The 22833-nt window shown below is 68.1% G+C and carries 22 protein-coding genes; 13 read left to right on the top strand and 9 right to left on the bottom strand.

What is annotated here, in order from left to right; genetic code table 11:
• Positions 1-16: 16 nt before the first annotated feature.
• The 5 genes from RN02_RS18140 to RN02_RS18120 all read right to left on the bottom strand — a co-directional run bounded on the left by RN02_RS18140 (position 17) and on the right by RN02_RS18120 (position 5962).
• Positions 17-643 (bottom strand): 3'-5' exonuclease, encoded by a 627-nt coding sequence (locus tag RN02_RS18140; protein WP_043315658.1) that lies wholly within the window; start codon positions 641-643, stop codon positions 17-19.
• The gene (locus tag RN02_RS18135) at positions 640-2430 is read right to left on the bottom strand and encodes a DUF294 nucleotidyltransferase-like domain-containing protein (protein ID WP_043315655.1); all 1791 of its coding nucleotides are present in this window, start codon (positions 2428-2430) and stop codon (positions 640-642) included. Before RN02_RS18135 ends, RN02_RS18140 begins: the two co-directional genes overlap by 4 nt.
• A gap of 77 nt (positions 2431-2507) precedes the next feature.
• The gene (locus RN02_RS18130) at positions 2508-4163 is read right to left on the bottom strand and encodes a cation acetate symporter (RefSeq protein ID WP_009620490.1); all 1656 of its coding nucleotides are present in this window, start codon (positions 4161-4163) and stop codon (positions 2508-2510) included.
• Positions 4160-4471: a DUF485 domain-containing protein gene (locus tag RN02_RS18125; protein ID WP_024128557.1), complete on the bottom strand. Its 312-nt coding sequence runs from the start codon at positions 4469-4471 to the stop codon at positions 4160-4162. The genes RN02_RS18130 and RN02_RS18125 overlap by 4 nt, the downstream gene beginning before the upstream one ends.
• Positions 4472-5104: 633 nt before the next feature.
• Entirely contained in the window at positions 5105-5962 is an 858-nt protein-coding gene (locus tag RN02_RS18120; RefSeq protein WP_043315653.1) for a glycine betaine ABC transporter substrate-binding protein, read from the bottom strand.
• 276 nt (positions 5963-6238) lie between these two features.
• Between RN02_RS18120 and RN02_RS18115 the strand changes: the two genes are divergently transcribed.
• Positions 6239-7822, top strand: a complete 1584-nt coding sequence (locus tag RN02_RS18115) for a glycoside hydrolase family 17 protein (RefSeq protein ID WP_043315720.1) — start codon at positions 6239-6241, stop codon at positions 7820-7822.
• 1 nt (position 7823) lies between these two features.
• On the opposite strand, the gene RN02_RS18110 is transcribed toward RN02_RS18115, so the two are convergent.
• Positions 7824-8195 (bottom strand): hypothetical protein, encoded by a 372-nt coding sequence (locus RN02_RS18110; RefSeq protein WP_043271033.1) that lies wholly within the window; start codon positions 8193-8195, stop codon positions 7824-7826.
• Between the two features lie 170 nt (positions 8196-8365).
• On the opposite strand from RN02_RS18110, the gene RN02_RS18105 reads away from it, so the two are divergent.
• From RN02_RS18105 to RN02_RS18090, 4 genes are all read left to right on the top strand, one after another.
• Positions 8366-8851, top strand: a complete 486-nt coding sequence (locus RN02_RS18105) for a GNAT family N-acetyltransferase (RefSeq protein ID WP_009620500.1) — start codon at positions 8366-8368, stop codon at positions 8849-8851.
• Between the two features lie 110 nt (positions 8852-8961).
• A complete protein-coding gene (locus tag RN02_RS18100; RefSeq protein WP_043315646.1) occupies positions 8962-10308 on the top strand; it encodes a serine/threonine protein kinase in 1347 nt (448 codons plus the stop codon).
• A complete protein-coding gene (locus RN02_RS18095) occupies positions 10309-11139 on the top strand; it encodes an MlaA family lipoprotein (RefSeq protein WP_043271038.1) in 831 nt (276 codons plus the stop codon).
• Positions 11140-11249: 110 nt separating this feature from the next.
• The gene (locus tag RN02_RS18090) at positions 11250-12107 is read left to right on the top strand and encodes a pirin family protein (RefSeq protein ID WP_043315643.1); all 858 of its coding nucleotides are present in this window, start codon (positions 11250-11252) and stop codon (positions 12105-12107) included.
• A 329-nt stretch (positions 12108-12436) separates the two neighbouring features.
• On the opposite strand, the gene RN02_RS18085 is transcribed toward RN02_RS18090, so the two are convergent.
• Positions 12437-13618: a patatin-like phospholipase family protein gene (locus tag RN02_RS18085; RefSeq protein ID WP_043271042.1), complete on the bottom strand. Its 1182-nt coding sequence runs from the start codon at positions 13616-13618 to the stop codon at positions 12437-12439.
• Positions 13619-13690: 72 nt separating this feature from the next.
• Positions 13691-14620 carry a lipid A biosynthesis lauroyl acyltransferase gene (locus RN02_RS18080; protein WP_009620510.1) on the bottom strand — a complete coding sequence of 310 codons (930 nt, stop codon included), beginning with the start codon at positions 14618-14620 and terminating at the stop codon, positions 13691-13693.
• A gap of 158 nt (positions 14621-14778) precedes the next feature.
• Between RN02_RS18080 and minC the strand changes: the two genes are divergently transcribed.
• The 7 genes from minC to RN02_RS18045 all read left to right on the top strand — a co-directional run bounded on the left by minC (position 14779) and on the right by RN02_RS18045 (position 20324).
• The gene (minC, locus tag RN02_RS18075) at positions 14779-15648 is read left to right on the top strand and encodes a septum site-determining protein MinC (protein WP_043315639.1); all 870 of its coding nucleotides are present in this window, start codon (positions 14779-14781) and stop codon (positions 15646-15648) included.
• Positions 15649-15709: 61 nt separating this feature from the next.
• Complete coding sequence (gene minD, locus RN02_RS18070; protein WP_009620514.1) at positions 15710-16525, top strand: septum site-determining protein MinD; 816 nt, start codon at positions 15710-15712, stop codon at positions 16523-16525.
• Entirely contained in the window at positions 16522-16776 is a 255-nt protein-coding gene (minE, locus tag RN02_RS18065; RefSeq protein ID WP_009620516.1) for a cell division topological specificity factor MinE, read from the top strand. Before minD ends, minE begins: the two co-directional genes overlap by 4 nt.
• 66 nt (positions 16777-16842) lie before the next feature.
• Positions 16843-17478 (top strand): RluA family pseudouridine synthase, encoded by a 636-nt coding sequence (locus tag RN02_RS18060; RefSeq protein WP_043315636.1) that lies wholly within the window; start codon positions 16843-16845, stop codon positions 17476-17478.
• A 12-nt stretch (positions 17479-17490) separates the two neighbouring features.
• A complete protein-coding gene (locus RN02_RS18055; RefSeq protein ID WP_043315633.1) occupies positions 17491-18069 on the top strand; it encodes a class I SAM-dependent methyltransferase in 579 nt (192 codons plus the stop codon).
• A gap of 544 nt (positions 18070-18613) precedes the next feature.
• The gene (locus tag RN02_RS18050; RefSeq protein ID WP_043315630.1) at positions 18614-19903 is read left to right on the top strand and encodes a M18 family aminopeptidase; all 1290 of its coding nucleotides are present in this window, start codon (positions 18614-18616) and stop codon (positions 19901-19903) included.
• 10 nt (positions 19904-19913) lie between these two features.
• Positions 19914-20324: a GFA family protein gene (locus RN02_RS18045; protein ID WP_082033830.1), complete on the top strand. Its 411-nt coding sequence runs from the start codon at positions 19914-19916 to the stop codon at positions 20322-20324.
• 325 nt (positions 20325-20649) lie between these two features.
• On the opposite strand, the gene RN02_RS18040 is transcribed toward RN02_RS18045, so the two are convergent.
• Entirely contained in the window at positions 20650-21366 is a 717-nt protein-coding gene (locus RN02_RS18040) for a UTRA domain-containing protein (protein WP_009620522.1), read from the bottom strand.
• Positions 21367-21715: 349 nt separating this feature from the next.
• Between RN02_RS18040 and RN02_RS18035 the strand changes: the two genes are divergently transcribed.
• On the top strand, positions 21716-22774 hold the full coding sequence (locus RN02_RS18035; RefSeq protein ID WP_043315628.1) for an ABC transporter substrate-binding protein: 1059 nt from the start codon (positions 21716-21718) through the stop codon (positions 22772-22774).
• Positions 22775-22833 lie beyond the last annotated feature (59 nt).

Genomic DNA, 22833 nt, shown 5'->3' with positions numbered 1-22833 from the left:
TTTCTGCGCCGCGGGCTCAGTGCTGCAGGTCGGGCAGCGAGCCCTTGCGCAGGCGCAGGAACATCAGCGCCACACTGCGCGCATCGCCCAGCGCGGTGTGGCGGCCTTCCACGGGAATGCCCAGGGTGCGCGCCAGGGTGTCGAAGCGCAGGTCCAGGTGCAGGTCCGGGTAGCGCCGCGCCATCTTGCGCTGGTACAGCGCGGAGACCTCGATGCGCGGATTGCCCAGGGCCTCGCCCAGGCGCTCGCGCAGGTGGCGGTGCAGCACGGCGACATCGAACGACAGGTAGTAGCCCAGCAGCGGGCGGTCGCCGATGAAGGCCAGCGTCCGGCGCAGCGCCTCGTCCAGCGGCAGTTGGCCTTCGAGGTCGGCGCGGCGCAGCTTGTGGATGCGGATCGACTCGCCGTCGAGGCTGGCCGGCGGCTCCACCAGCAGCTCCAGGCGCTCGCCGAGCACCAGCTTGCCGCGGCGGATGAGCACCGCGCCAATGCTGAGGATGTCCGCCTTGCGCGGGTCGAGGCTGGTGGTCTCCAGGTCCAGGGAGACGATCTCCTCGGCCTCCTCCGGGGCGTGCAGGCACCAGTACAGCCGGCGGCGCCAGCCGGACCAGTGATGGTCGGGAATCTTCACCAGGGCGTTCATCGGCTCTCCAGGTGGAACTGCCGTTCCAGGCTCTGCTTGAACTTCTTCACCGCATGCAGCCCGAAGCGCAGCATATCGCGCTCGTGGCGGCTCAGGCGGGCGACGTCCAGGCCCTGCTGGCGGCCATCGCGCTCGCCGGCCAGTTGCTGGACCAGGCGCAGTTGCAGGAACAGCTCGAAGGCTTCGGCGAGGTTCTCCGCCAGGCCCTCGTCGAGCACGCCGCGCGCCTTCAGCGCGTCCAGCCGGGCCAGGCTGCCGCGCGCCTCCAGCCCTTCGCGCAGGGCCAGCACGCGGCAGCCGTGGACGATGGGGAAGATGCCGCCGCGCTTGATGTCCAGGTGTTCTTCGCGGGTCTTCAACTGGCCGAGGAAGGTCAGCGGGGTGTCGAACTGCAGGGCCGCCACGGCGATGTCCGCCAGCCAGCGCTCGCCGTCCGCGGCGAAGCCCAGCAGGCCCTGGCGCAGGCCGTCGAACAGCTGACGGTTGCCGGCCACCGGCCAGGCGTCGGCGAGGATCGACAGGCGCAGCAGTTGTTCCGGGCGCCCCTCCAGGGCCGTGGCATTCAGCTCGCGCTGCCAGGCGGCCAGCGGCTTGCACCACTGCGCGTGGCTGGCCATGACGCCGCCGGGGCACGGCGGGTAGCCGCAGGCCAGCAGTGCTTCGCTGAAGCGCTGCATCAGCGCCAGGGCCTGCTCCTGGGGGAAGTCGTCGGCGAGGATCAGGGCGTTGTCCTGGTCGGTCTTGAGCAGTTGCTCGCCGCGGCCTTCGCTGCCCATCACCACCAGGCAGCAGCGGCTGCGCAGCGGCGCCGGTATCAAGAGTTCGAAGAGGCGTTCGAGCAATTGCTCGTTGAGCGCGCCGACCAGCTGCATGATGAAGCGCAGGCGGATGCCGTTGCCGGCCAGGGTGGCGATCAGGGTGTGCAGCGTCTCGGCGGCGCCGCGCAGTTCCTCCTCGGTCTCGGCGCGGGCGATGCGCAGCGCCAGGACGTGGGAATGGGTGGAGAACAGGCTGAGCACCTGGGTCAGGTGCAGCAGGCCGACCACTTCGCCGTCCTCGTGCACCGCGACGCGCTCGATGCGCAGGCGCGTCATGAGGATCATGGCGTCGAACAGGAAGTCGCCCAGCTCGACACTGGCCAGCGGGCCGTGGGCGAGCGGGCCGATGGCCTCGTCCTCGGCGCGACCGTCGCGGAAGTGCGCGCGCATCAGGTCGGTGCGGGTGACGATGCCCAACTCGCCGCCGCTGCGCACCAGCAGGGCATCGGCGCCATGGCTGAGCTGCAGGCGCGCGGCGTCGCCCAGGGGCAGCCCGGCGTCCACTTCGATGGCCGGCAGCAGGTGCTCGCGGGCGATGCGGGTGAGGATGAATTCGGCCAGGTTCTGCCCGTCGCGCCGCGCCAATTGGCGCTTGGCCGCGAGGTCGGCCTGGAAGAAGCGGGCGAAGCCGGGATTGTCGCCGCACAGCTGGTGGAAGGTGCTGGCCGGCAGTTCGTAGAGGATGCTCTCCTCCACCGCGCGGTAGGCGTGCTTGCTGCTGCCGGAGAACAGCCCGCGGATGTCGAACAGGTCGTCGCCGGCGTACTGGGCGAACAAACGGCCGTCCTCGCCGCGTTCCTCCACCACGCCCTTGAGCACGATGAACAGGCAGGGCACCGCCGCGCCGGCTTCGAGCACGGTCTCGCCACTGGTGTAGTAGGCGACGCTCAGGGCCTCGGCGAAGGCCTGGCGCTCGCTCGAGCGCAGCTGGTCGAACGGCGGCGCGGAGAAGTTGAAGCTCTCGGGCATCGCGAGCCCCTTGTGGCAGTGCGTAAAAGGCGAAGCCGGAGGCGAGCCTCCGGCTTCGTCGGGTCAGCCGCGAGGCATCAGTGGGCTACTGCGCCACTGGCGCCCAGGCCGGTCTGCGAGCGGATGAACTGCGGGAAGAAGCGTGCGCGCTCCTCGTCCGCCGCCGCCGACTTGTCGGTGATGGAGAAGAACCAGATGCCGATGAAGGCCACGGCCATGGAGAACAGCGCCGGGTATTCGAACGGGTAGATGGCTTTCTCGTGGCCGAGGATCTGCACCCAGATGGTCGGGCCGAGGATCATCAGCACCACCGCGGTGATCAGGCCCAGCCAGCCGCCGATCATGGCGCCGCGGGTGGTCAGCTTCTTCCAGTACATCGAGAGCAGCAGCACCGGGAAGTTGCAGCTGGCGGCGATGGAGAAGGCCAGGCCGACCATGAAGGCGATGTTCTGCTTCTCGAACAGGATGCCGAGGACGATCGCGACCACGCCCAGGGCGACGGTGGTGATCTTCGACACGCGCAGCTCGTCCTTCTCGTTGGCCTTGCCGCCCTTGATCACGCTGGCGTACAGGTCGTGGGACACCGCCGAGGCACCGGCCAGGGTCAGGCCGGCGACCACCGCGAGGATGGTGGCGAAGGCCACCGCGGAGATGAAGCCCAGGAACAGGCTGCCGCCCACGGCGTCGGCCAGGTGCACGGCGGCCATGTTGTTGCCGCCGATCAGGGCGCCGGCGGCGTCCTTGAAGGCCGGGTTGGTGCTCACCAGCACGATGGCGCCGAAGCCGATGATGAAGGTCAGGATGTAGAAGTAGCCGATGAAACCGGTGGCGAAGAACACCGACTTGCGGGCTTCCTTGGCGTCACTGACGGTGAAGAAGCGCATCAGGATGTGCGGCAGGCCGGCGGTGCCGAACATCAGCGCGAAGCCCAGGGAGAAGGCCGAGATCGGGTCCTTCACCAGGCCGCCGGGGCTCATGATGGCCTCGCCCTTGGGGTGCACCTTGATGGCTTCGGAGAACAGCGCGCTGATGTCGAAGTTGACGTGCTTGAGCACCATGATCGCCATGAAGGAAGCGCCGCACAGCAGCAGCACGGCCTTGATGATCTGTACCCAGGTGGTGGCCAGCATGCCGCCGAACAGCACGTAGAGCACCATCAGGATGCCGACCATGACCACGGCGACGTGGTAGTTCAGGCCGAACAGCAGTTCGATCAGCTTGCCGGCGCCGACCATCTGCGCGATCAGGTAGAAGGCCACCACCACCAGCGAGCCGCAGGCGGACAGGGTGCGGATGTCCTTCTGCTTGAGGCGGTAGGAGGCCACGTCGGCGAAGGTGTACTTGCCGAGGTTGCGCAGGCGCTCGGCGATCAGGAAGAGAATGATCGGCCAGCCCACGAGGAAGCCGATGGAGTAGATCAGGCCGTCGTAGCCGGAGGTGAACACCAGCGCGGAAATCCCCAGGAAGGACGCGGCGGACATGTAGTCGCCGGCGATCGCCAGGCCATTCTGGAAGCCGGTGATGCTGCCGCCTGCGGTGTAGAAGTCGGCGGCCGACTTGCTGCGCTTGGAGGCCCAGTAGGTGATGCACAGGGTGAAGCCGACGAAGGCGACGAACATGACGATCGCCGAGACGTTGATCGGCTGGCGTTGCACATCGCCGGTCAGGGCGTCGGCCCAGAGGGCGGGGGCGAAGGCGGCCAGGCCGAGGGCCGCGAACAGGCGGGCGATCATTGCTGGACCTCCTTGAGGACTTCCTGGTTCAGGCGGTCGAACTCGCCATTGGCGCGGCGCACGTAGATGCCGGTGAGGACGAAGGCGGACAGAATCAGCCCGACGCCCAGGGGAATGCCCCAGGTCACCGAGGAATCGGGGCTCACCTTGGTGCCCAGCACTTGCGGTTCGAATGCGATCAGCAGGATGAAGGCCACGTACAGGCCCAGCATGATCAGTGAGAGCAGCCAGGCGAATCGCTCGCGTTTGGCCACCAGTTCCTTGAAGCGCGGATTGGTATCAATCCGCTGGTAGATGCTGTCGTTCATTTTGTTCTTGTCCTCACAGCGGGGGATGACGCGGATGTCGTCGATCCCCACTTTAGGACTCTGGTGCAAGGCCTCCAGACGACTTTAGTCGTAGCGGGCTGGGAGTGGCTTTCTAGAGCCTTCGGCGCAGAAATGGCGGAGGTACCTGTAGGAGCGAGCTTGCTCGCGAATGGGGTTTGCCGGGAGTTATGGTGCTGGGTTCAAGGGCGCCCTCACCCCAGCCCTCTCCCAGAGGGAGAGGGGGCCGTTCGGAGTGGCTTGCCAGTCCGGCACCCTCCTCCACTCCCGTCATTTGCCGACCGCGCCAGGATGATTTTCGTAGGATGGGTTGAGCCTTGGCGGCCACGCCGTGGGGCTCTTCGTAGGAGCCGCTCCTACGCCGCCCACCCGCACCATTCCCATGTAGGAGCGCGCCCTGCGCGCGAAATCGCGGGCAGGGCCCGCTTACAGGTCCAGGAAGGCCGGGCGTAGGAGCGGACCTTGTCCGCGATTGGATTCACCGGCCACGCCAGGCGCCCCGGTGGCACGAACAGCCCCCAACAAACAAAAAAGCCGCTTCCCCCAAAAGGGAAGCGGCTCTCCTCACAACCTCCACCGACCCGGCAGCAACCTACCGCCAGGCCAGGCAAAGCCTTACTGCGTCCACTCCTTCACCCGGTCCGGATGGCTGGCCACCCACTGCTTGGCCGCCTCCTCGGGCTTGGCGCCGTCCTGGATGGCGAGCATCACCTGGCCGATCTCCGCGCCGTCCTTCCATTGCAGCTTCTTCAGCAGCGCCCAGACTTCCGGGGCCTTCTTCTCCAGCGCCGGGTTGGCCACGCTGTCGACGTGCTCTTCCTCGCCGTAGACCTTCTTCGGATCATCGAGGAACTTCAGCTTCCACTTGGCGAACATCCAGTGCGGAATCCAGCCGGTCACCGCCACCGCCTTCTTGTCGTTCTCGGCGCGGGTCAGCTCGGCGATCATGCCGCTGCCGGAGCTGGCCACCAGCTTGTAGTCCAGGCCGTAGTCCTTGATCGCCTGGTCGGTCTTGAGCATCACCCCGGCGCCGGCGTCGATGCCGACGATGCGGCCGCCGAAGTCGTCCTTCATCGCCTTGAGGTCTTCGATGCTGTTGGCCTTGACGTACTCCGGCACGATCAGGCCGATCTTCGCCCCGGGGTAGTTGACGCCCAGGTTGACCACCTGGTCCTTCATCTTCGCGTAGTAGGCGCCGTGGGTCACCGGCAGCCACGCCGAGAGCATGGCGTCGAGCTTGCCGCGGGCCACGCCCTGCCACATGATCCCGGCCGCCACCGGCATCAGCTTGACCGGGTAGCCGAGCTTCTCGCGGATCACCTCGGCGGCCACGTGGGTGGTCGCCACGCTGTCCGACCAGCCATCCACGTAGCCGATGGTGATCTCCGGCTTGGCCGCCGCACCGGCCAGGCCCGCTGCCGCCGACAGCACGAGCCCCGCACCCAGGCCCATCAGTCGTCGCATCATTCGCATAAGAGTCTCCCCTTGTTCTAGGTTCACCGGAACGAGCGCTCCGGGACGGTCTTGGCCGCCCCTCCATCATCGGCGCGAGGGGCTGGCGGGCTGCTCCGAGAACGACGCGCAACCTGCCGGTACGCGACAACGACTGTCCAATTACGACAACCACGGAGCATTTACGACATGCTTGTGTCCCCCACTGATGCCAGAGAGCCATCCCACGCTCGTCTGCACAGACGCCGGAGGCGGGGCATTGCTAAGATGCGCGACCTGCTCGAAAGCACCGCGCCCATGCCCAGATTCCAGCGCCATCCTTTTTCAGCCTACTGTCTCGGTCTGCTCCTGGCCACCCTTGCCCTCTGCGCCACCTGGTACCTGCAAGGCCGCGCCATCGTCCTGCCCGACGCGGCCGGCCCCACGCACAAGCTGCAGTGCGCCTCCTACAGCCCCTTCGGCAAGGACCAGTCGCCCTTCGATCAGCCCTTCACCCTGCGCCCGGCGCAGATGGACGCCGACCTGGCGCTGCTGGCGACGCGCTTCACCTGCGTGCGCACCTATTCCATGAGCGGCCTGGAGGGCATTCCCGAGCTGGCCCGCAAGCATGGCCTGAAGCTGATCCTCGGCGCCTGGATCAACGCCATCCCCGCCGACAGCGAACGCGAGGTGCAGAAGCTGATAGCGGCGGCCAACGCCTACCCCGACGTGGTCCAGGCGGTGATCGTCGGCAACGAGACGCTGCTGCGCCAGGAGGTCACCAGCAAGTACCTCGAAGGCCTGCTGGCGCGGGTGAAAAGCCAGGTGCGCCAGCCGGTGTCCTACGCCGAAGTCTGGGAATACTGGCTCAAGCACCCGCAGCTGGCGGCCAGCGTCGACTTCATCACCCTGCACCTGCTGCCCTACTGGGACAACCAGCCCAGCGGCATCGACGGCGCCCTGGAGCACGTCGCGGACATCCGCCGGCGCTTCGACCAGGCCTTCCCCGGCAAGGCCATCCTGATCGGCGAGACCGGTTGGCCCAGCGAGGGCCGCCAGCGCCAGACCGCCCTGCCCAGCCGCGTCAACGAGGCGCGCTACGTCCGCGACTTCGTGCGCCTGGCCGAGGAGCACGGCTGGCGCTACAACCTGATCGAGGCCTTCGACCAGCCGTGGAAGCGCCGCATTGAGGGCGCCGTGGGCGGCTACTGGGGCCTGTTCGACGCCGACCGGCAGGACAAGAACGTGCTCGCCGGGCCGGTTTCCAACCAGCCGGACTGGCCGCGCTGGCTGGGCCTGTCGCTGGCGCTGTGGGGCGCCGCCCTGCTGCTCGGCGGCCGCCCGGCCCGCGCCCGTGAGGCCCTGCTGCAGCCACTGGCTGCCGCCCTCGGCGCTGCCTGCGTCGGCCTGTGGGGCGCCCAGGCACAGGTGATCTGCACCTTCCTCGACGAATGGCTGTGGGCGGCCTACCTGGTGCTGCTCAACCTGTTGGTGCTGCTGCACCTCTCCCTGGCGCTGGGCGCCGGGGCCGGTTGGCGCGCGCGCCTGCTGGCCTGGCTGGAGGCCCGCGGCGGCTGGTGGCTGCTGGCCAGCGGCTTCGCCGGAGCGGTGTGGATGCTGGCCCTGGTGTTCGACGCGCGCTACCGCAACTTCCCCAACGCGGCGCTGCTGTTCCCGGCGCTGGTCTACCTCTGCCGGCCGGCGACCGCGCCACACCGCGAGGCCGGCCTGCTGGCGCTGCTGATCGCCGCGGGCATCATCCCGCAACTCGTGCTGGAAGGGCTGGGCAACCGCCAGGCGCTGATCTGGGCGGGGATCGCCCTGCTGCTCGCCGGCGCCCTGTGGCGCGGCCTGCGCCAGGAAAGGTGCGTGGCGGCCGCAGCCTCGGCCCCGGCCGCCTGACTCAGGCCCGCGCCGGGCGCGGCTGGCGCACCAGGCGCAGCCCGGCCAGCACCACGGCGAACACCGCCATGCTCACGCTATAGAACACCAGCGCCAGCAGGCCGACGAACAACGCCAGGGCCGCCAGCCACCAGCCGATGCGCCCCGGCAGCAGAAAGGCCGGCACGGACGCTGCCAACGCCGCCTGGCCGAACACCCCGAAATGGATCAGCAGGCCCAGCCCGGAGCGCGCCTGGCACGCCCACAGCGCCGCATCGTCGGCGCACACGTCCACCCAGCTGCCGTTTTCCAGCAGGCCGAAGCGCACGCCATAGCAGGCGGCCAGCCAGAGGGCGGCGAGGCAGAGCAGGATCAGCGATGAACGTGGGGGCATGGCGCCACTTCCGCGGGCGAAGGGCGCCCAGCATAACCAGCGCAAGGCCCGATGCAAGAGGCGCAGCCCCCTGGCGTGGGCGGCTGCAGCAGCTGCGCATCCCCCACCGCCGAGGTTGCCAGCGCCGGGCCGGCACGGCATGCTCGGCGGTCCGCTTCAAGGAGATCGCCATGTCCCGCATCCAGCTGCGCCCCGCCCGCCCCGACGACGTCCCGCTGATTCTCGAACTGATCGCCGAGCTGGCCGACTACGAACGCCTATCCCACGAGAACAAGGCCGACGCCGGGCGCATGCATGAGCACCTGTTCGGCCCGCGCCCCTACGCCGAGGTGCTGATCGGCGAGGTGGACGGCGTCGGCGCCGGCTTCGCGCTGTTCTTCCACAACTACTCCACCTGGCTGAGCCAGCCCGGCATCTACCTCGAAGACCTCTACGTGCGCCCCAGCGCCCGTGGCCTGGGCCTGGGCAAGGCGCTGCTGAGCGAACTGGCGCGCCTGGCGGTGGAACGCAAGTGCGGGCGCCTGGAGTGGTCGGTGCTGGACTGGAACGAACCGGCCATCGGCTTCTACCGCAGCCTGGGCGCCGTGCCCCTGGACGAATGGACCGTCTACCGCCTGGCGGGCGATGCCCTCGCCCGCCTCGGCCGGCGCGACTGAACGACCACCCAGGAGGATTCCGGACGCGTCCTACAGCACTTGTAGAACTTGCACTTGTCACAGTGCTCGGTTTCACTGCATTTCGCGTCCTACTGAAAGGAATCCACCGCATGCCTCTGCTTACGCGCGTGGCTGCCCTGCTCGGCAGCCTCGTCATGGGCTTCGCAGGTCCGGCGCTCGCCAGGGATGTCGACCCAGCCAGTTACGGCTACCCCCTGGGCAACCCCTTCGAAGCGACCATCGCCACCACCCCAGCGGAGCTGCGCCCGCAGTTGCCGGACGATGCCGACATCGACCAGCACGACTACGCCCTCAAGCTGCGTCCGGAGCGCGAGTTCCAGCTGCCGGACAACTTCTGGCCGGTGAAGAAGCTGCACTACCGCCTGGCCCGCCAGGACCACCCGGCGCCGCTGGTGTTCGTCATCGCCGGCACCGGCGCCAGCTACCTCAGCAGCACCCCGGAGTACCTCAAGCGCCTGTTCTACGGCGCCGGCTACCACGTGGTGCAGATTTCCTCGCCGACCAGCTGGGACTTCATGGCCGGCGCCTCGATGCGCGCCACCCCCGGCTACAGCCCCGACGACGCCGACGACCTGTACCGGGTGATGCAGGCGGTACGCGCCCAGCACCCGAGCCTGCCGGTCACCGACTACTACCTCACCGGCTACAGCCTCGGCGCGCTGCACGCGGCCTTCGTCAGCCACCTCGACGAAACCCGCCGCAGCTTCAACTTCAAGCGCGTGCTGCTGCTCAACCCGCCGGTGAACCTCTACACCTCGGTGAGCAACCTCGACCGCCTGGTGCAGACCCAGGTCAAGGGCATCACCGACTCCAGGACCTACTACCAACTGGTGCTCGGCAAGCTGACGCGCTACTTCCAGCAAAAGGGCTACATCGACCTCAACGATGCCTTCCTCTACGACTTCCAGCACTCCAGGCAGCACCTGACCAACGAAGAGATGGCCATGCTGATCGGCACGAGCTTCCGCTTCTCCTCCGCCGACATCGCCTTCACCTCGGACCTGATCAACCAGCGCGGGCTGGTCACCCCGCCGCACTACCCGATCAACGAGGGCACCAGCCTGGAACCCTTCTTCAAGCGCGCGCTGCAATGCGACTTCGACTGCTATATGGTCGAACAGCTGATCCCCATGTGGCGCAAGCGCCATGGCGGCGGCAGCCTGCCGCAGCTGATCCAGCAGACCAGCCTGTACGCCCTGCAGCAGTACCTGCACGACACGCCGAAGATCGCCGTGATGCACAACGCCGACGACGTCATCCTCGGCCCCGGCGACATCGGCTTCCTGCGCCGCACCTTCGGCGACCGGCTGACGCTGTACCCGCTGGGCGGCCATTGCGGCAACCTCAACTACCGGGTCAACGCCCAGGACATGCTGGACTTCTTCCGCGGCCAGGACGCCACCCTGCAGGCCGCCGCCGACACAGGAAAGCACTAGATGACCCGCCGATCCCCCTGGCTGCTGGCCCTGCTGCTGGGCAGCGCGCTGGCCCACGCCGACAACGCCTCCGACCTCGGCCCGGCGCCCGCCGTGCCGCCCTCGGCCGCCAGGCAGGTGCAGCTGACGCCCGACGCCGACGGCTTCAAGCACCCGCTGGACGCGCTCAAGTTCAACCCCGGCCTGGACCAGCGCGAGTTCGAACGCGCCACCCTCAGCGCGCTCAACGTCTACGACCCCTGGGAGTCGTGGAACCGCCGCGTCTACCACTTCAACTACCGCTTCGACGAGTGGGTGTTCCTGCCCGTGGTGCACGGCTACGAGTACGTCACCCCACGCTTCGTGCGCAGCGGCGTGAGCAACTTCTTCAGCAACATCGCCGAGGTGCCGAGCCTGCTCAACAGCCTGCTGCAGTTCAAGGGCAAGCGGGCCATGAACACCACCGCGCGGCTGCTGTTCAACACCACCTTCGGCGTGCTCGGCCTGTGGGACCCGGCCACCCGCATGGGCCTGCCGCGGCAACCCGAGGACTTCGGCCAGACCCTCGGCTTCTACGGCGTGCCCGCCGGCCCCTACCTGATGCTGCCGATCCTCGGCCCGTCCAACCTGCGCGACACCGGCGGGCTGGTCACCGACTTCGTCGCCGGCCAGCAGGTGGACTACCTGGGCGTGGCCAGCGCCAGCGGCGACTACTGGGAAATCCCCACCCTGGAGATCATCGACCGGCGCTACAGCAACAGCTTCCGCTACGGGCAGATGAACACGCCCTTCGAGTACGAGAAGCTGCGCTACTTCTATACCGAGGCGCGCAAGCTGCAGATCGGCGAATGAGTGGGCGGGCCGAATATCGACAAATTCGATATTCGGCCCGCAAAACTCGCAACCATTCATTCAATCGGCGGGACTACCATGGCCTCCATGCCTGAACGAGGAGGTCCACCATGACCCAGTTGCGCAACCTGATCGACCTGCACATCGGCCGCCCCGCCTCCGACGGCGCCGGCGTGCGCCTGACCCGCGTGATCGGCGGCCCGGGCATCGAACGCTTCGATCCCTTCCTGATGCTCGACCAGTTCGACACCCAGAACCCCGACGACTACATCGGCGGCTTCCCCGACCACCCGCACCGCGGCTTCGAGACAGTGACCTACATGCTCGAAGGACGCATGCGCCACCGCGACCACCTGGGCAACGAGGGCCTGCTCAAGCCCGGCGGCGTGCAGTGGATGACCGCCGCCCACGGCATCATCCACAGCGAGATGCCCGAGCAGGAGCAAGGCGCCATGCGCGGCTTCCAGCTGTGGCTGAACCTGCCCGGCAAGAGCAAGCTCGGCCCGGCCGGCTACCGCGACATCGAGCCGCAAGACGTACCGCGCACCACCACCGCCAACGGCGTGGAAGCGACCGTGATCGCCGGGCGCTTCGACGATAGCCAGGTGCAACTCGACGGCGCCGTGCAGCGCCCGGACACCGAACCGCACTACTACGACCTGAAGCTGCCGGCCGGCGCCGACATCGGCCTCAACCTGCCGGGCAGCCACCGCGCGCTGCTGTACGTCTACGAAGGCAGCCTGCAGGTGCAGGCCGAGCGCGGCGGCGAGGTCGGCACCAACCGCCTGGCGCGCCTGGGCGAAGGCGACGCGGTGAAGCTGCACAGCGACCAGGGCGCGCGAGTCCTGCTGCTGGCCGGCAAGCCGCTGAACGAGCCGATCGTGCAGTACGGGCCCTTCGTGATGAACAGCCGCGAGGAGATCGAACAGGCCCTGCGCGATTACCGGGATGGCGTACTGGCGGTCTGAGCCGCCGGGGTCGCGGCCCTGCCCGCGAAATCGCGCGCAGGGCGCGCTCCTACATGGTTACGGCATGGGTGGGGCAGCGTAGGAGCGGATCTTATCCGCGAATCGCGCCGGAACCTCCGGCTATCGCGGACAAGGTCCGCTCCTACGGGGGAGGAATACCGTGCCCCCGGCAACCTGTAGGAGCGGGCCCTGCCCGCGATTTCGCGCGCAGGGCGCGCTCCTACATGGTTACGGCGTGGGTGGGGCGGCGTAGGAGCGGATCTTATCCGCGAATCGCGCCGGAACCTCCGGCTATCGCGGACAAGGTCCGCTCCTACGCTGCCCCTCCCCTACAGACAATGCTCCTCCAGCCCAAGAAAGCGCACCAGCTCCGCGCGCTTGTCCATCGCATCCTTGTAGCCCAGGCGGATCAGCTCGTGGCAATAGCCGCGCTCGAACAGCAGGTAGCTCAGCACCCCCGCCCCGCTCGCCCGCGTCGCGCCCGGGCCGCGCAGGAACAGGCGGACCGCCCAGGGCAGTTCCTTGCGGTGCTTGGCCGCGATCTCGTCCAGCGGCCGCGACGGCGACACCAGCAGCACCTCCACCTCGCGCAGCCCTGCCTCGTGACAGCGGCGCTCCTGGGGCACCAGCGAGCCCAGGTAATTGACGCGCTGCAACACCTCGATATCGCCCTCCAGGCTATCGATGAAGGTGCTGTTGAGCAGGTGGATGCCCATCTGCGCCAGGGTCGGCGGCCGCCCGCTGGCCTGGCCGGCGCCTTCGTTGGGGTCGTTGCGCATCGGGTTGCCGCTGACGCCGATCACCAGCACGCGGTTGGCGCCCAGGTGCAGCGCCGGGCTGATCGGCGCCTGCTGGCGCACCGCGCCGTCGCCGTAGTACTCGCGCTTGATGCGCACCGGGGCGAACAGCAGCGGGATCGCCGAGCTGGCCAGCAGGTGCTCCAGGCACAGACGCGTCGGCACGCCGATGCGCCGGTGGCGCAGCCAGGGCTCGATGGTGGCGCGGCCCTGGTAGAAGGTCACCGCCTGCCCGGAGTCATAGCCGAAGGCGGTCACCGCCACCGCGCGCAGCTTGCGTTGCTGCAGGGCGGCGCTGATGCCGGAAAAGTCCATCTCGCGGGCCAGCAGGTGGCGCAGCGGCGTGCTGTCGAGCAGCGCCACCGGCCGCCGCCGGCCCAGGCCCAGCAGGCTATGGCCGAGGAAGCGCAGGGCCTGGCCGAGCACCCCGGTGAAATCGGCGCGGTACACCTGGCCGGTGTGGAAGCCCTTCCACACCCGCGTCAGGCTGTGGATGGCCTCGCGGAAGGACAGCGCGCCGCAGGCCAGGCCCACGGCGTTGATGGCGCCGGCCGAGGTGCCGACGATGACCGGGAAGGGATTGGCCGCGCCCTCCGGCAGCAGCTCGGCGATGGCCGCCAGCACGCCCACCTGGTAGGCGGCGCGGGCGCCGCCGCCGGAGAGGATGAGGCCGGTGACGGCCTGGGGGGATGGGGGAACGGCAGATTCAGTCACGACCGGAGTCCTGGATGCGTCCTGCATTTGAGTATGCAGCGCCGCTCGCCGCGGTAAAGCCTGCCGCCGCGCTCAGCGCTTGTCGTAGAGCTTCGGCGCGCCTTCCGGGCGGCTCTTGAAACGGCGGTGGGCCCAGAGGTACTGCTCGGGCTGCTGGCGGATCTCGGCTTCCACCCACTGGTTGATGCGCAGGCAGTCGGCCTCCTCGCTCTCGCCGGGGAAGTCCTGTAGCGGCGGGTGCACCACCAGGCGGTAGCCGGAACCGTCGGCCAGGCGCGTCTGGGTGAAGGGCATGACCTGCGCGCGGCCCAGGCGGGCGAACTTGGTGGTGGCGGTGACGGTGGCGGCCTGGATGCCGAACAGCGGCACGAACAGGCTCTGCTTGGCGCCGTAGTCCTGGTCCGGGGCGTACCAGATGGCGCGCCCGGCGCGCAGCACCTTGAGCATGGCGCGCACGTCCTCGCGCTCGATGGCGCTGGCGTCCAGGTTGTGCCGCTCGCGGCCGCGGCGCTGCACGTAGTCGAACACCGGGTTGTCGTGCTCGCGGTACATGCCGTCGATGGTCTGCACCTGGCCCAGCAGCGCCGCGCCTATCTCCAGGGTGGTGAAGTGCATGGCCATGAGGATCACGCCCTTGCCTTCGGCCTGGGCCTGGCGCAGGTGCTCCAGGCCTTCTATATGGGCGAGCTTCGCCAGGCGCGCCCGGGGCCACCACCAGCTCATGGCCATCTCGAAGAAGGCGATGCCGGTGGAGGCGAAGTTGGCCTTGAGCAGCCGGGTGCGCTCGGCGGCGGACAGCTCGGGAAAGCACAGCTCCAGGTTGCGCGCGGCGATCGCCCGGCGGCTGCCGACCACGCGGTACATCAGCGCGCCCAGGCCGCGCCCCAGCGCCAGCAGCGCCGGATAGGGCAGCTGCACTACCAGCCACAGCGCGCCCAGGCCCAGCCACAGCGGCCAGTAGCGCGGATGGAGGAAGGCGGGACGAAAGCTGGGACGATCCATGGAGGGTTCCGAAATGGCAGGCAAAAGCGGCATTCTACCGCGAGCGCCGCCTTTGCGCCGCCGCCCCGGTGCCACTATCGCACCTGGCCCCGCGCCAGGCTTGCGGCTGCCGGGAGGGTTCGCTATAAGTCGAGGCCATTTAGCGATGCAGTGCGACCATGAGCCAAGCCGACCTCCTCGACCAAGATCCCGTTTTCCAGCTCAAGGGCAGCATGCTCGCCGTCACCGTGCTGGAACTGGCGCACAACGACCTGTCGCGCCTGGACCGTCAGCTCGCCGACAAGGTCGCCCAGGCTCCCAACTTCTTCCGCGACACCCCGCTGGTGCTGGCCCTGGACAAGTTGCCCGACGGCGAGGGCCAGCTCGACCTGCAGGGCGTGCTGGACATCTGCCGCCGCCACGGCCTGCGCACCCTGGCCATCCGCGCCAACCGCGAGGAAGACCTGCGCCTGGCGACCATGCTGGACATCCCGGTGCTGCCGCCCTCCGGCTCCCGCGACCGCCCGCTGGAACCCAGGGACGCCGCGGCGGCCCCGGCGAACGAAGGCATAGTGCGCCGCCCGCGTAGCGAGAAGCTGGCCGAACCGGTGGTCGAAAAAGCCATCGACAAGGCCAGCGACAAGACGGCGGACAAGGCGCCTGAAAAAGCCCCTGAAAAGACCTCTGAAAAGGCTGCCGAACCCGCCGCTCCGGCCGTCCGTCCGACTAAACTGGTGACCACCCCGGTACGCGGCGGCGTGCAGATCTACGCCGCCGGCGGCGACCTCATCGTGCTCGCCCCCGTGAGCCCCGGTGCGGAACTTCTGGCCGACGGCAACATCCACGTATACGGTCCGATGCGCGGTCGTGCCCTGGCCGGCGTCAAGGGCGACACCAGCGCGCGAATATTCTGTCAGCAACTGGGCGCCGAACTGGTCTCGATCGCCGGGAATTACAAGGTTGCAGAAGACCTTAGGCGCAGTCCGCAATGGGGGCAGGCGGTACACGTCAGCCTGTCGGGAGACGTGTTGAACATCACCCGCCTTTAACGGATACTGCCGCGAATTTCAGGGACCAGAACTCTTCGTTTTTTCTTTGGGGTGAATCACCTTGGCCAAGATCCTCGTAGTCACATCCGGTAAGGGTGGCGTCGGTAAAACCACCACCAGCGCCGCCATCGGCACCGGCCTGGCCCTGCGCGGCCACAAGACCGTCATCGTCGACTTCGACGTGGGCCTGCGTAACCTCGACCTGATCATGGGCTGCGAACGCCGCGTGGTTTATGACTTCGTCAACGTCATCAACGGCGAAGCCACGCTGACCCAGGCCCTCATCAAGGACAAGCGCCTCGAGAACCTGTTCGTCCTGGCCGCCAGCCAGACCCGTGACAAGGACGCCCTGACCCAGGAAGGCGTCGGCAAGGTCATGGAAGAACTCAAGCAGAACTTCGAATACATCATCTGCGACTCCCCGGCCGGCATCGAGAAGGGTGCCCACCTGGCCATGTACTTCGCCGACGAGGCGATAGTCGTGACCAACCCGGAAGTCTCCTCGGTGCGCGACTCCGACCGCATGCTCGGCCTGCTGGCCAGCAAGTCGGCGCGTTCCGAGAAGGGCGAGGAGCCGATCAAGGAACACCTGCTGCTGACCCGCTACAACCCCGAGCGCGTCACCAAGGGCGAGATGCTCGGCGTGGAAGACGTCGAGGAAATCCTGGCGATCCGCCTGCTGGGCGTGATCCCCGAGTCGCAGGCCGTGCTCAAGGCCTCGAACCAGGGCGTGCCGGTCATCCTCGACGAGCAGAGCGACGCCGGCCAGGCCTACAGCGACGCGGTCGACCGCCTGCTGGGCAAAGAGATGCCACATCGGTTCCTCGATGTGCAGAAGAAAGGATTCCTGCAACGACTGTTCGGAGGACGTGAATGAGCCTTTTAGACTTCTTTCGCAGCCGGAAAGCGCCGAACAGCGCATCCATCGCGAAGGAAAGACTCCAGATCATAGTCGCCCACGAGCGCGGCAACCGTTCGCAACCGGACTACCTCCCGCAGCTGCAGAAAGACCTGCTGGAAGTGATCCGCAAATACGTGCCGATCGACCAGGAACAGGTCCAGGTGGAACTGGCCAACCAGGGCAGCTGCTCGATCCTGGAACTCAACATCACTCTGCCGGAACGTTGATCGTTCCCGGAGTGAACTGCGGCGGCCTCGGCCGCCGCAGTCATTTCTAGCCGCTGTCGAGGCCCCATGCCGCTGTCGAACATCCAGATCGTCCACCAGGACGCCGCCCTGCTGGTGGTGAACAAGCCCACCCTGCTGCTCTCGGTGCCCGGCCGCGCCGAGGACAACAAGGACTGCCTGGTCACCCGCTTGCAGGAAAACGGCTACCCGGAGGCGCGCATCGTCCACCGCCTGGACTGGGAAACCTCCGGCCTGATGGTGCTGGCCCGCGACGCCGACAGCCACCGCGAGCTGTCCCGGCAGTTCCACGACCGCGAGACCGAAAAGGCCTACACCGCCCTGTGCTGGGGCGAACCGGAGCTGGACAGCGGGCGCATCGAACTGCCGCTGCGCTACGACCCGGAGAACAAGCCGCGACACATCGTCGACCACGAGCACGGCCGCCACGCCCTGACCTTCTGGCGCGTGGTGGAACGCTGCGGCCAGTACGCAAGAGTCGAGCTGACGCCGATCACCGGCCGCTCGCACCAACTGCGCGTACACATGCTGTCCATCGGCCACCCGCTGCTCGGCGACCGCCTCTACGCCGAGGGCGAAGCCTTGACCCTGCGCGACCGCCTATGCCTGCACGCCAGCCTGCTGTGCCTGACCCACCCGCAGACCGGCGAGCGCCTGCGCTTCGAGTCGCCGGCGCCGTTCTGAGCGGGAACCGCCATGGACCGGCAAGACTTCCACTGGGCAACCCGCGGCGCCCCGCCCCATCCGTCGCTGATGCAAGCGCTGAAGCATTGGCACGACGCACCCGGCCTGGCCCTCGACCTGGGTTGCGGCTCCGGGCGCGACACCCATGAACTGCTGCGCCGGGGCTGGCGGGTGCTGGCGATCGACAGCAATGCCGCCGGCCTGCGTCACCTGACGGAAGGTTTATCCACAGGCCAGGCCGAACGCCTGCGAACCCGCTGCGAACGCTTCCAGGACACCGCCCTGCCCAACGCGCAGCTGATCAACAGCAGCTTCGCCCTGCCCTTCTGCCCGCCCGCCGATTTTCCGCGCCTGTGGCAAGGCATCGAGGCTGCCCTGCAGCGTGGCGGGCTGTTCGCCGGGCACTTCTTCGGCGAGCGCGACCAGTGGCAGGGGCGCGACGGCATGAGCTTCCACACCCGCGAAGCCGCGCAAGCCCTTTTCCAGGGCTGGGAAACGCTGCACTTCGAAGAACACGAGTGGCAAGGCAAGACCGCCGTCGGTGGTACCAAGCACTGGCATATCTTCGCCGTGGTGGCACGACGCCCGTAGCGGACCTTGTCCGCGAAAGCCGGACATCCCGGCGCGATTCGCGGATGAGATCCGCTCCTACGCCGCCCCACCCGCACCATTCCCCTGTAGGAGCGCGCCCTGCGCGCGAATCGCGGGCAGGGCCCGCTCCTACAGGTCGCCGTGAGGCGTGGCACTCTCCCCCAAGGAGCGGACCTTGTCCGCGATAGCCGGAGGTTCCGGCGCGATTCGCGGATGAGATCCGCTCCTACGCTGCCCCACCCATGCCGTAACCATGTAGGAGCGCGCCCTGCGCGCGAAATCGCGGGCAGGGCCCGCTTCTACAATTCACCGTGAGGCATGGTGCCCCCATAGCGGACCTTGTCCGCGATAGCCGGACGTCCCGGCGCGATTCGCGGATAAGATCCGCTCCTACGCCGCCCCACCCACGCTATCCCCCTGTAGGAGCGCGCCCTGCGCGCGAATCGCGGACGGAGTCCGCGATGAATCCCCGCCGGCATAGCCACAACCCCGCCGCCCCCGCCATTTGCGATAAACTTCCGCCCATCGTTGTCCGGAGTTTCCCATGCGTGCAGATCTCAACCAGGGCCTGATCGATTTCCTCGCGGCCTCGCCGACGCCTTTCCACGCCACCGCCAGCCTCGCCCGGCGCCTCGAGGAGGCCGGTTACCAGCGCCTCGACGAGCGTGACGCCTGGCGCACCGAGGCCGGTGGGCGCTACTACGTGACGCGCAACGACTCCTCGCTGATCGCCTTCAAGCTCGGCCGCAACGCCCCGCTGGAGCACGGCCTGCGCCTGGTCGGCGCGCACACCGACAGCCCCTGCCTGCGCGTCAAGCCGAACCCGGAACTGGCCCGCAAGGGCTACTGGCAGCTGGGCGTCGAGGTCTACGGCGGCGCCCTGTTCGCGCCCTGGTTCGACCGCGACCTGTCCCTGGCCGGGCGCGTCACCTTCCGCCTGGCCGGCAAGGTGGAAAGCCGCCTGATCGACTTCCGCGCGCCCATCGCGGTGATCCCCAACCTGGCCATCCACCTCAACCGCGAGGCCAACCAGGGCTGGGCGATCAACGCGCAGACCGAACTGCCGCCGATCCTCGCCCAACTGGCCGCCGGCGAGACCCGCGACTTCCGCGACCTGCTCGGCGAGCAGTTGCAGAACGAGCACGGCATCATCGCCGACGCCATCCTCGACTACGAACTGAGCTTCTACGACACCCAGCGCGCCGCGGTGGTAGGCCTGGGCGGCGAGTTCATCGCCGGCGCCCGCCTGGACAACCTGCTGTCCTGCTACGCCGGCCTGGAGGCCCTGCTGGCCAGCGGCGACGAGCAGAGCGCGGTGCTGGTCTGCACCGACCACGAGGAAGTCGGCTCCTGCTCGGCCTGCGGCGCCGACGGCCCCTTCCTGGAGCAGGTGCTGCGCCGCCTGCTGCCCGACGGCGACGCCTTCGTACGGGTGATCCAGCGCTCGCTGCTGGTCTCCGCCGACAACGCCCACGGCGTGCACCCCAACTACGCCGACAAGCACGACGGCAACCACGGCCCGCTGCTCAACGGCGGCCCGGTGATCAAGGTCAACAGCAACCAGCGCTACGCCACCAGCAGCGAGACCGCCGGCTACTTCCGCCACCTGTGCCTGGAAAACGAAGTGCCGGTGCAGAGCTTCGTGACCCGCAGCGACATGGGCTGCGGCTCCACCATCGGCCCGATCACCGCCAGCCAGCTGGGCGTGCGCACCGTCGACATCGGCCTGCCGACCTTCGCCATGCACAGCATCCGCGAACTGGCCGGCAGCCACGACCTGCGCTACCTGGCCAAGGTGCTGGGGGCGTTCTACGGCAGTGCCGAGCTGCCTTGAGGAAAAAACCATGAGCCTGAAAGGCAGTTGCCTGTGCGGAGCCATCGGCTACGAGGTCGATGGCCTGGACATGCCGATCGCGCATTGCCACTGCCGTACCTGCCAGAAGGCCCATGCGGCGGCCTACGCCACTACCGCCGGGGTCCTGCGCGAACATTTCCGCTGGACCCGCGGGGAAGAACTGGTCGCCGCCTACGAATCCTCCCCCGGCAAGCTGCGGCGCTTCTGCCCGCGCTGCGGCAGCCAACTGGTCGCCGAGCGCGCCGGGCAAGCCCACGTCATCCTCCGGGTGGGCACCCTCGACGAAGATCCGGGCGCACGGCCGGCCCGGCACATCTGGACTTCCCACGACCGTCCCTGGCTGGCTGACGGTGCGGAGGTCCCGGCCTATCCGGAGTGGAACCCGGAACGCAAGGGCTGACGTTCGCGTTGATTTTTTGTAGGAGCGAGCTTGCTCGCGAACGGCGTTTCCCGGGCACTCCGATGTTCGGGGTGGCCTCTGTTCCCTCTCCCTAACCCTCTCCCTGAAGGGAGAGGGGACCGTTGGGCAGGGTTTGATGTTATGGCGTTAGCCGGCTAGCGCAGTGGCTTCCGGCGGAAACCATCACCTTTCTCGGCACGGACAAGCCCCCTCTCCCTTCAGGGCGGGGCGCGCAGCCGAGGGCTGGGGAGAGGGGGCGAAGGTCAGCCAAACGCACGAAGGTCCAGGTTCGCGAGCAAGCTCGCTCCTACGAAGAGCCCTCCCCTCAATCCGGCACTTCCACGCTCACATGAATGGCGTCGTGCCGCCAGAACTCCAGGTCGCAGTCGATCACCCGGCCGTGCTGGTCGCGGTTGATGCGGGTGATGCGCAGCGCCGGGCTGCCCTCGGCCACCCGCAGGGCGCTGGCGGCTTCGCCGTGCAGGGCGGTGGGCACCATGTCGAAGCGCACGCGGCCGTAGCGGATGTCGTAGCGGCTGGCGTAGAGATCGGTCAGCGACTGGCGCAGGTCGCTGTCGAGGATGCCGGGGAAGTAGGCCGGGTTCAGATAGTGCTCCACGTACAGCACCAGGCGCCCGTCCACCCTTCGGGCGCGGCGGATCTGGTAGACGCTGGACAGCGCCGGCAGCTCCAGGTGTGCGCAGATCGCCGGGCTGGCCGGCAGTTGGCGCGCCGAGAGCACCTCAGTGGCCGGTACCCGCTGCTGGCCTGCGACCATCGCGTGGAAGTGGCTGCGCACCAGCGGGTTGTACAGCAGCCGCGGCGGCGAGACGAACCAGCCGCGGCGCTCCTCGCGGTAGATCAGGCCCTGGGCTTCCAGCTGCGTCAGCGCCTCGCGCAGGGTAATGCGCGTGGTGTCGAACAGCTCGCTCAGGCGCCGCTCCGCCGGCAGCTTGCCGCCGGCCGGCAGCAGGCCGCTGTCGATCTGTTCCAGCAACGCCCGGCAGATCGCCGTCACCGTCGGTAGCGCCTCGTCGCGCATGCTGTTTCCCTCTTTTGGACTAGACCAGCCCCAACCTGGGGCACTTCACCGCAACCGGCGGCAGCTTCCACTGTAGGAATCGCCGGTGACCGTCCGGTGACAATGCCATGGCAAGCAGGCCCCATGCCAGCTCCCGGGCCCGGCATAGCCCCGGCGCATCAAGGTCTTGTGCATGGTCTAGGCTGTATCCGGGCGCTGCCTGCCGAACGACCGGCCGCCGCCCGGACACGAAATTGTCATGCCCGCTTCGTAGATTGGCCTGGGTCTTGCTGATCTAGACCAGCGACGCGCCGCGCCCTTGCCGGGGCGCGGGCCCGACTGCCAAACCCGATGACCGAAGGAGCACCGAATGAAACGCTTGCTTGCTTCACTGCTGGGAACCGCGATTGCCCTGGGCAGCGCGACCGCCATGGCCGCCGAGGCCGACCTGCAGGCGCTGGAACAGGCCGCGCGCAAGGAAGGCCAGGTGAACAGCGTGGGCATGCCCGACAGCTGGGCGAACTGGAAGGACACCTGGAAGGACCTGGAGAGCAAGTACGGGCTCAAGCACATGGACACCGACATGAGCTCGGCCCAGGAGCTGGCCAAGTTCAAGGCCGAGGGCGAGAACGCCAGCGCCGACATCGGCGACGTCGGCGCCGCCTTCGGCCCCATCGCCGTGCAACAGGACGTCAGCCAGCCCTACAAGCCGAGCACCTGGGACCAGGTCCCGGAATGGGCCAGGGACAAGGACGGCCACTGGGCCCTGGCCTACACCGGGACCATCGCCTTCATCGTCAACAAGCAACTGGTCAAGGACGTGCCGCGCAGCTGGGCCGACCTGCTCAAGGGCAAGTACAAGGTCACCATCGGTGACGTCAGCAGCGCGGCCCAGGCGGTCAACGGCGTGCTGGCCGCGGCCATCGCCAACGGCGGCGACGAGAAGAACATCAAGCCGGGCCTGGAGTTCTTCGCCCAGTTGGCCAAGCAGGGCCGCCTGTCGCTGACCAACCCGGTGATCAACACCCTGGAGAAGGGCGAGGTGGAAGTCGGCATCGTCTGGGACTTCAACGGCCTGAGCTACCGCGACCAGATCGACCCCAGCCGTTTCGAGGTGCTGATCCCCTCCGACGGCTCGGTGATCTCCGGCTACACCACCATCATCAACAAGTACGCCAAGCACCCCAACGCCGCCAAGCTGGCCCGCGAGTACATCTTCAGCGACGCCGGGCAGATCAACCTGGCCAAGGGCAACGCCCGGCCGATCCGCGCCGAGCACCTGCAACTGCCGGCCGAGGTCAAGGCCAAGCTGCTGCCCAACGAGCAGTACGCCAAGGCCCAGCCGATCAAGGACGGCCAGGCCTGGGAAGCGACCTCCAAGCGCCTGCCGCGCATGTGGCAGGAAAACGTGATCATCAACATGCAGTGACGCGGCGCCGCCCCGGCCACGGCCGGGGCGCCCGTTCCGGTTTCCCAGCACAGGCAGCT

Origin of the sequence: Pseudomonas sp. PI1, from assembly GCF_000812405.1 — a bacterium.
GTDB lineage: Bacteria > Pseudomonadota > Gammaproteobacteria > Pseudomonadales > Pseudomonadaceae > Pseudomonas > Pseudomonas citronellolis.
The sequence above is the reverse complement of the archived record's forward strand: the minus strand, read 5'-3'. Positions and strand labels throughout refer to the sequence as shown.

Bases quoted from the DNA above. Each gene is read 5' to 3' on its own strand.
- RN02_RS18090 (WP_043315643.1), top strand. From the start codon at position 11,250: ATGACCCAGTTGCGCAACCTGATCGACCTGCACATCGGCCGCCCCGCC.
- minC (WP_043315639.1), top strand. From the start codon at position 14,779: ATGAGCCAAGCCGACCTCCTCGACCAAGATCCCGTTTTCCAGCTCAAG.
- RN02_RS18080 (WP_009620510.1), bottom strand. From the start codon at position 14,620: ATGGATCGTCCCAGCTTTCGTCCCGCCTTCCTCCATCCGCGCTACTGG.
- RN02_RS18040 (WP_009620522.1), bottom strand. From the start codon at position 21,366: ATGCGCGACGAGGCGCTACCGACGGTGACGGCGATCTGCCGGGCGTTG.
- RN02_RS18035 (WP_043315628.1), top strand. From the start codon at position 21,716: ATGAAACGCTTGCTTGCTTCACTGCTGGGAACCGCGATTGCCCTGGGC.
- RN02_RS18110 (WP_043271033.1), bottom strand. From the start codon at position 8,195: ATGCCCCCACGTTCATCGCTGATCCTGCTCTGCCTCGCCGCCCTCTGG.
- RN02_RS18135 (WP_043315655.1), bottom strand. From the start codon at position 2,430: ATGCCCGAGAGCTTCAACTTCTCCGCGCCGCCGTTCGACCAGCTGCGC.
- RN02_RS18055 (WP_043315633.1), top strand. From the start codon at position 17,491: ATGGACCGGCAAGACTTCCACTGGGCAACCCGCGGCGCCCCGCCCCAT.
- RN02_RS18045 (WP_082033830.1), top strand. From the start codon at position 19,914: ATGAGCCTGAAAGGCAGTTGCCTGTGCGGAGCCATCGGCTACGAGGTC.
- RN02_RS18105 (WP_009620500.1), top strand. From the start codon at position 8,366: ATGTCCCGCATCCAGCTGCGCCCCGCCCGCCCCGACGACGTCCCGCTG.
- RN02_RS18095 (WP_043271038.1), top strand. From the start codon at position 10,309: ATGACCCGCCGATCCCCCTGGCTGCTGGCCCTGCTGCTGGGCAGCGCG.
- RN02_RS18050 (WP_043315630.1), top strand. From the start codon at position 18,614: ATGCGTGCAGATCTCAACCAGGGCCTGATCGATTTCCTCGCGGCCTCG.
- RN02_RS18100 (WP_043315646.1), top strand. From the start codon at position 8,962: ATGCCTCTGCTTACGCGCGTGGCTGCCCTGCTCGGCAGCCTCGTCATG.
- RN02_RS18120 (WP_043315653.1), bottom strand. From the start codon at position 5,962: ATGCGAATGATGCGACGACTGATGGGCCTGGGTGCGGGGCTCGTGCTG.
- RN02_RS18060 (WP_043315636.1), top strand. From the start codon at position 16,843: ATGCCGCTGTCGAACATCCAGATCGTCCACCAGGACGCCGCCCTGCTG.
- minE (WP_009620516.1), top strand. From the start codon at position 16,522: ATGAGCCTTTTAGACTTCTTTCGCAGCCGGAAAGCGCCGAACAGCGCA.
- RN02_RS18130 (WP_009620490.1), bottom strand. From the start codon at position 4,163: ATGATCGCCCGCCTGTTCGCGGCCCTCGGCCTGGCCGCCTTCGCCCCC.
- RN02_RS18125 (WP_024128557.1), bottom strand. From the start codon at position 4,471: ATGAACGACAGCATCTACCAGCGGATTGATACCAATCCGCGCTTCAAG.
- RN02_RS18140 (WP_043315658.1), bottom strand. From the start codon at position 643: ATGAACGCCCTGGTGAAGATTCCCGACCATCACTGGTCCGGCTGGCGC.
- RN02_RS18115 (WP_043315720.1), top strand. From the start codon at position 6,239: ATGCCCAGATTCCAGCGCCATCCTTTTTCAGCCTACTGTCTCGGTCTG.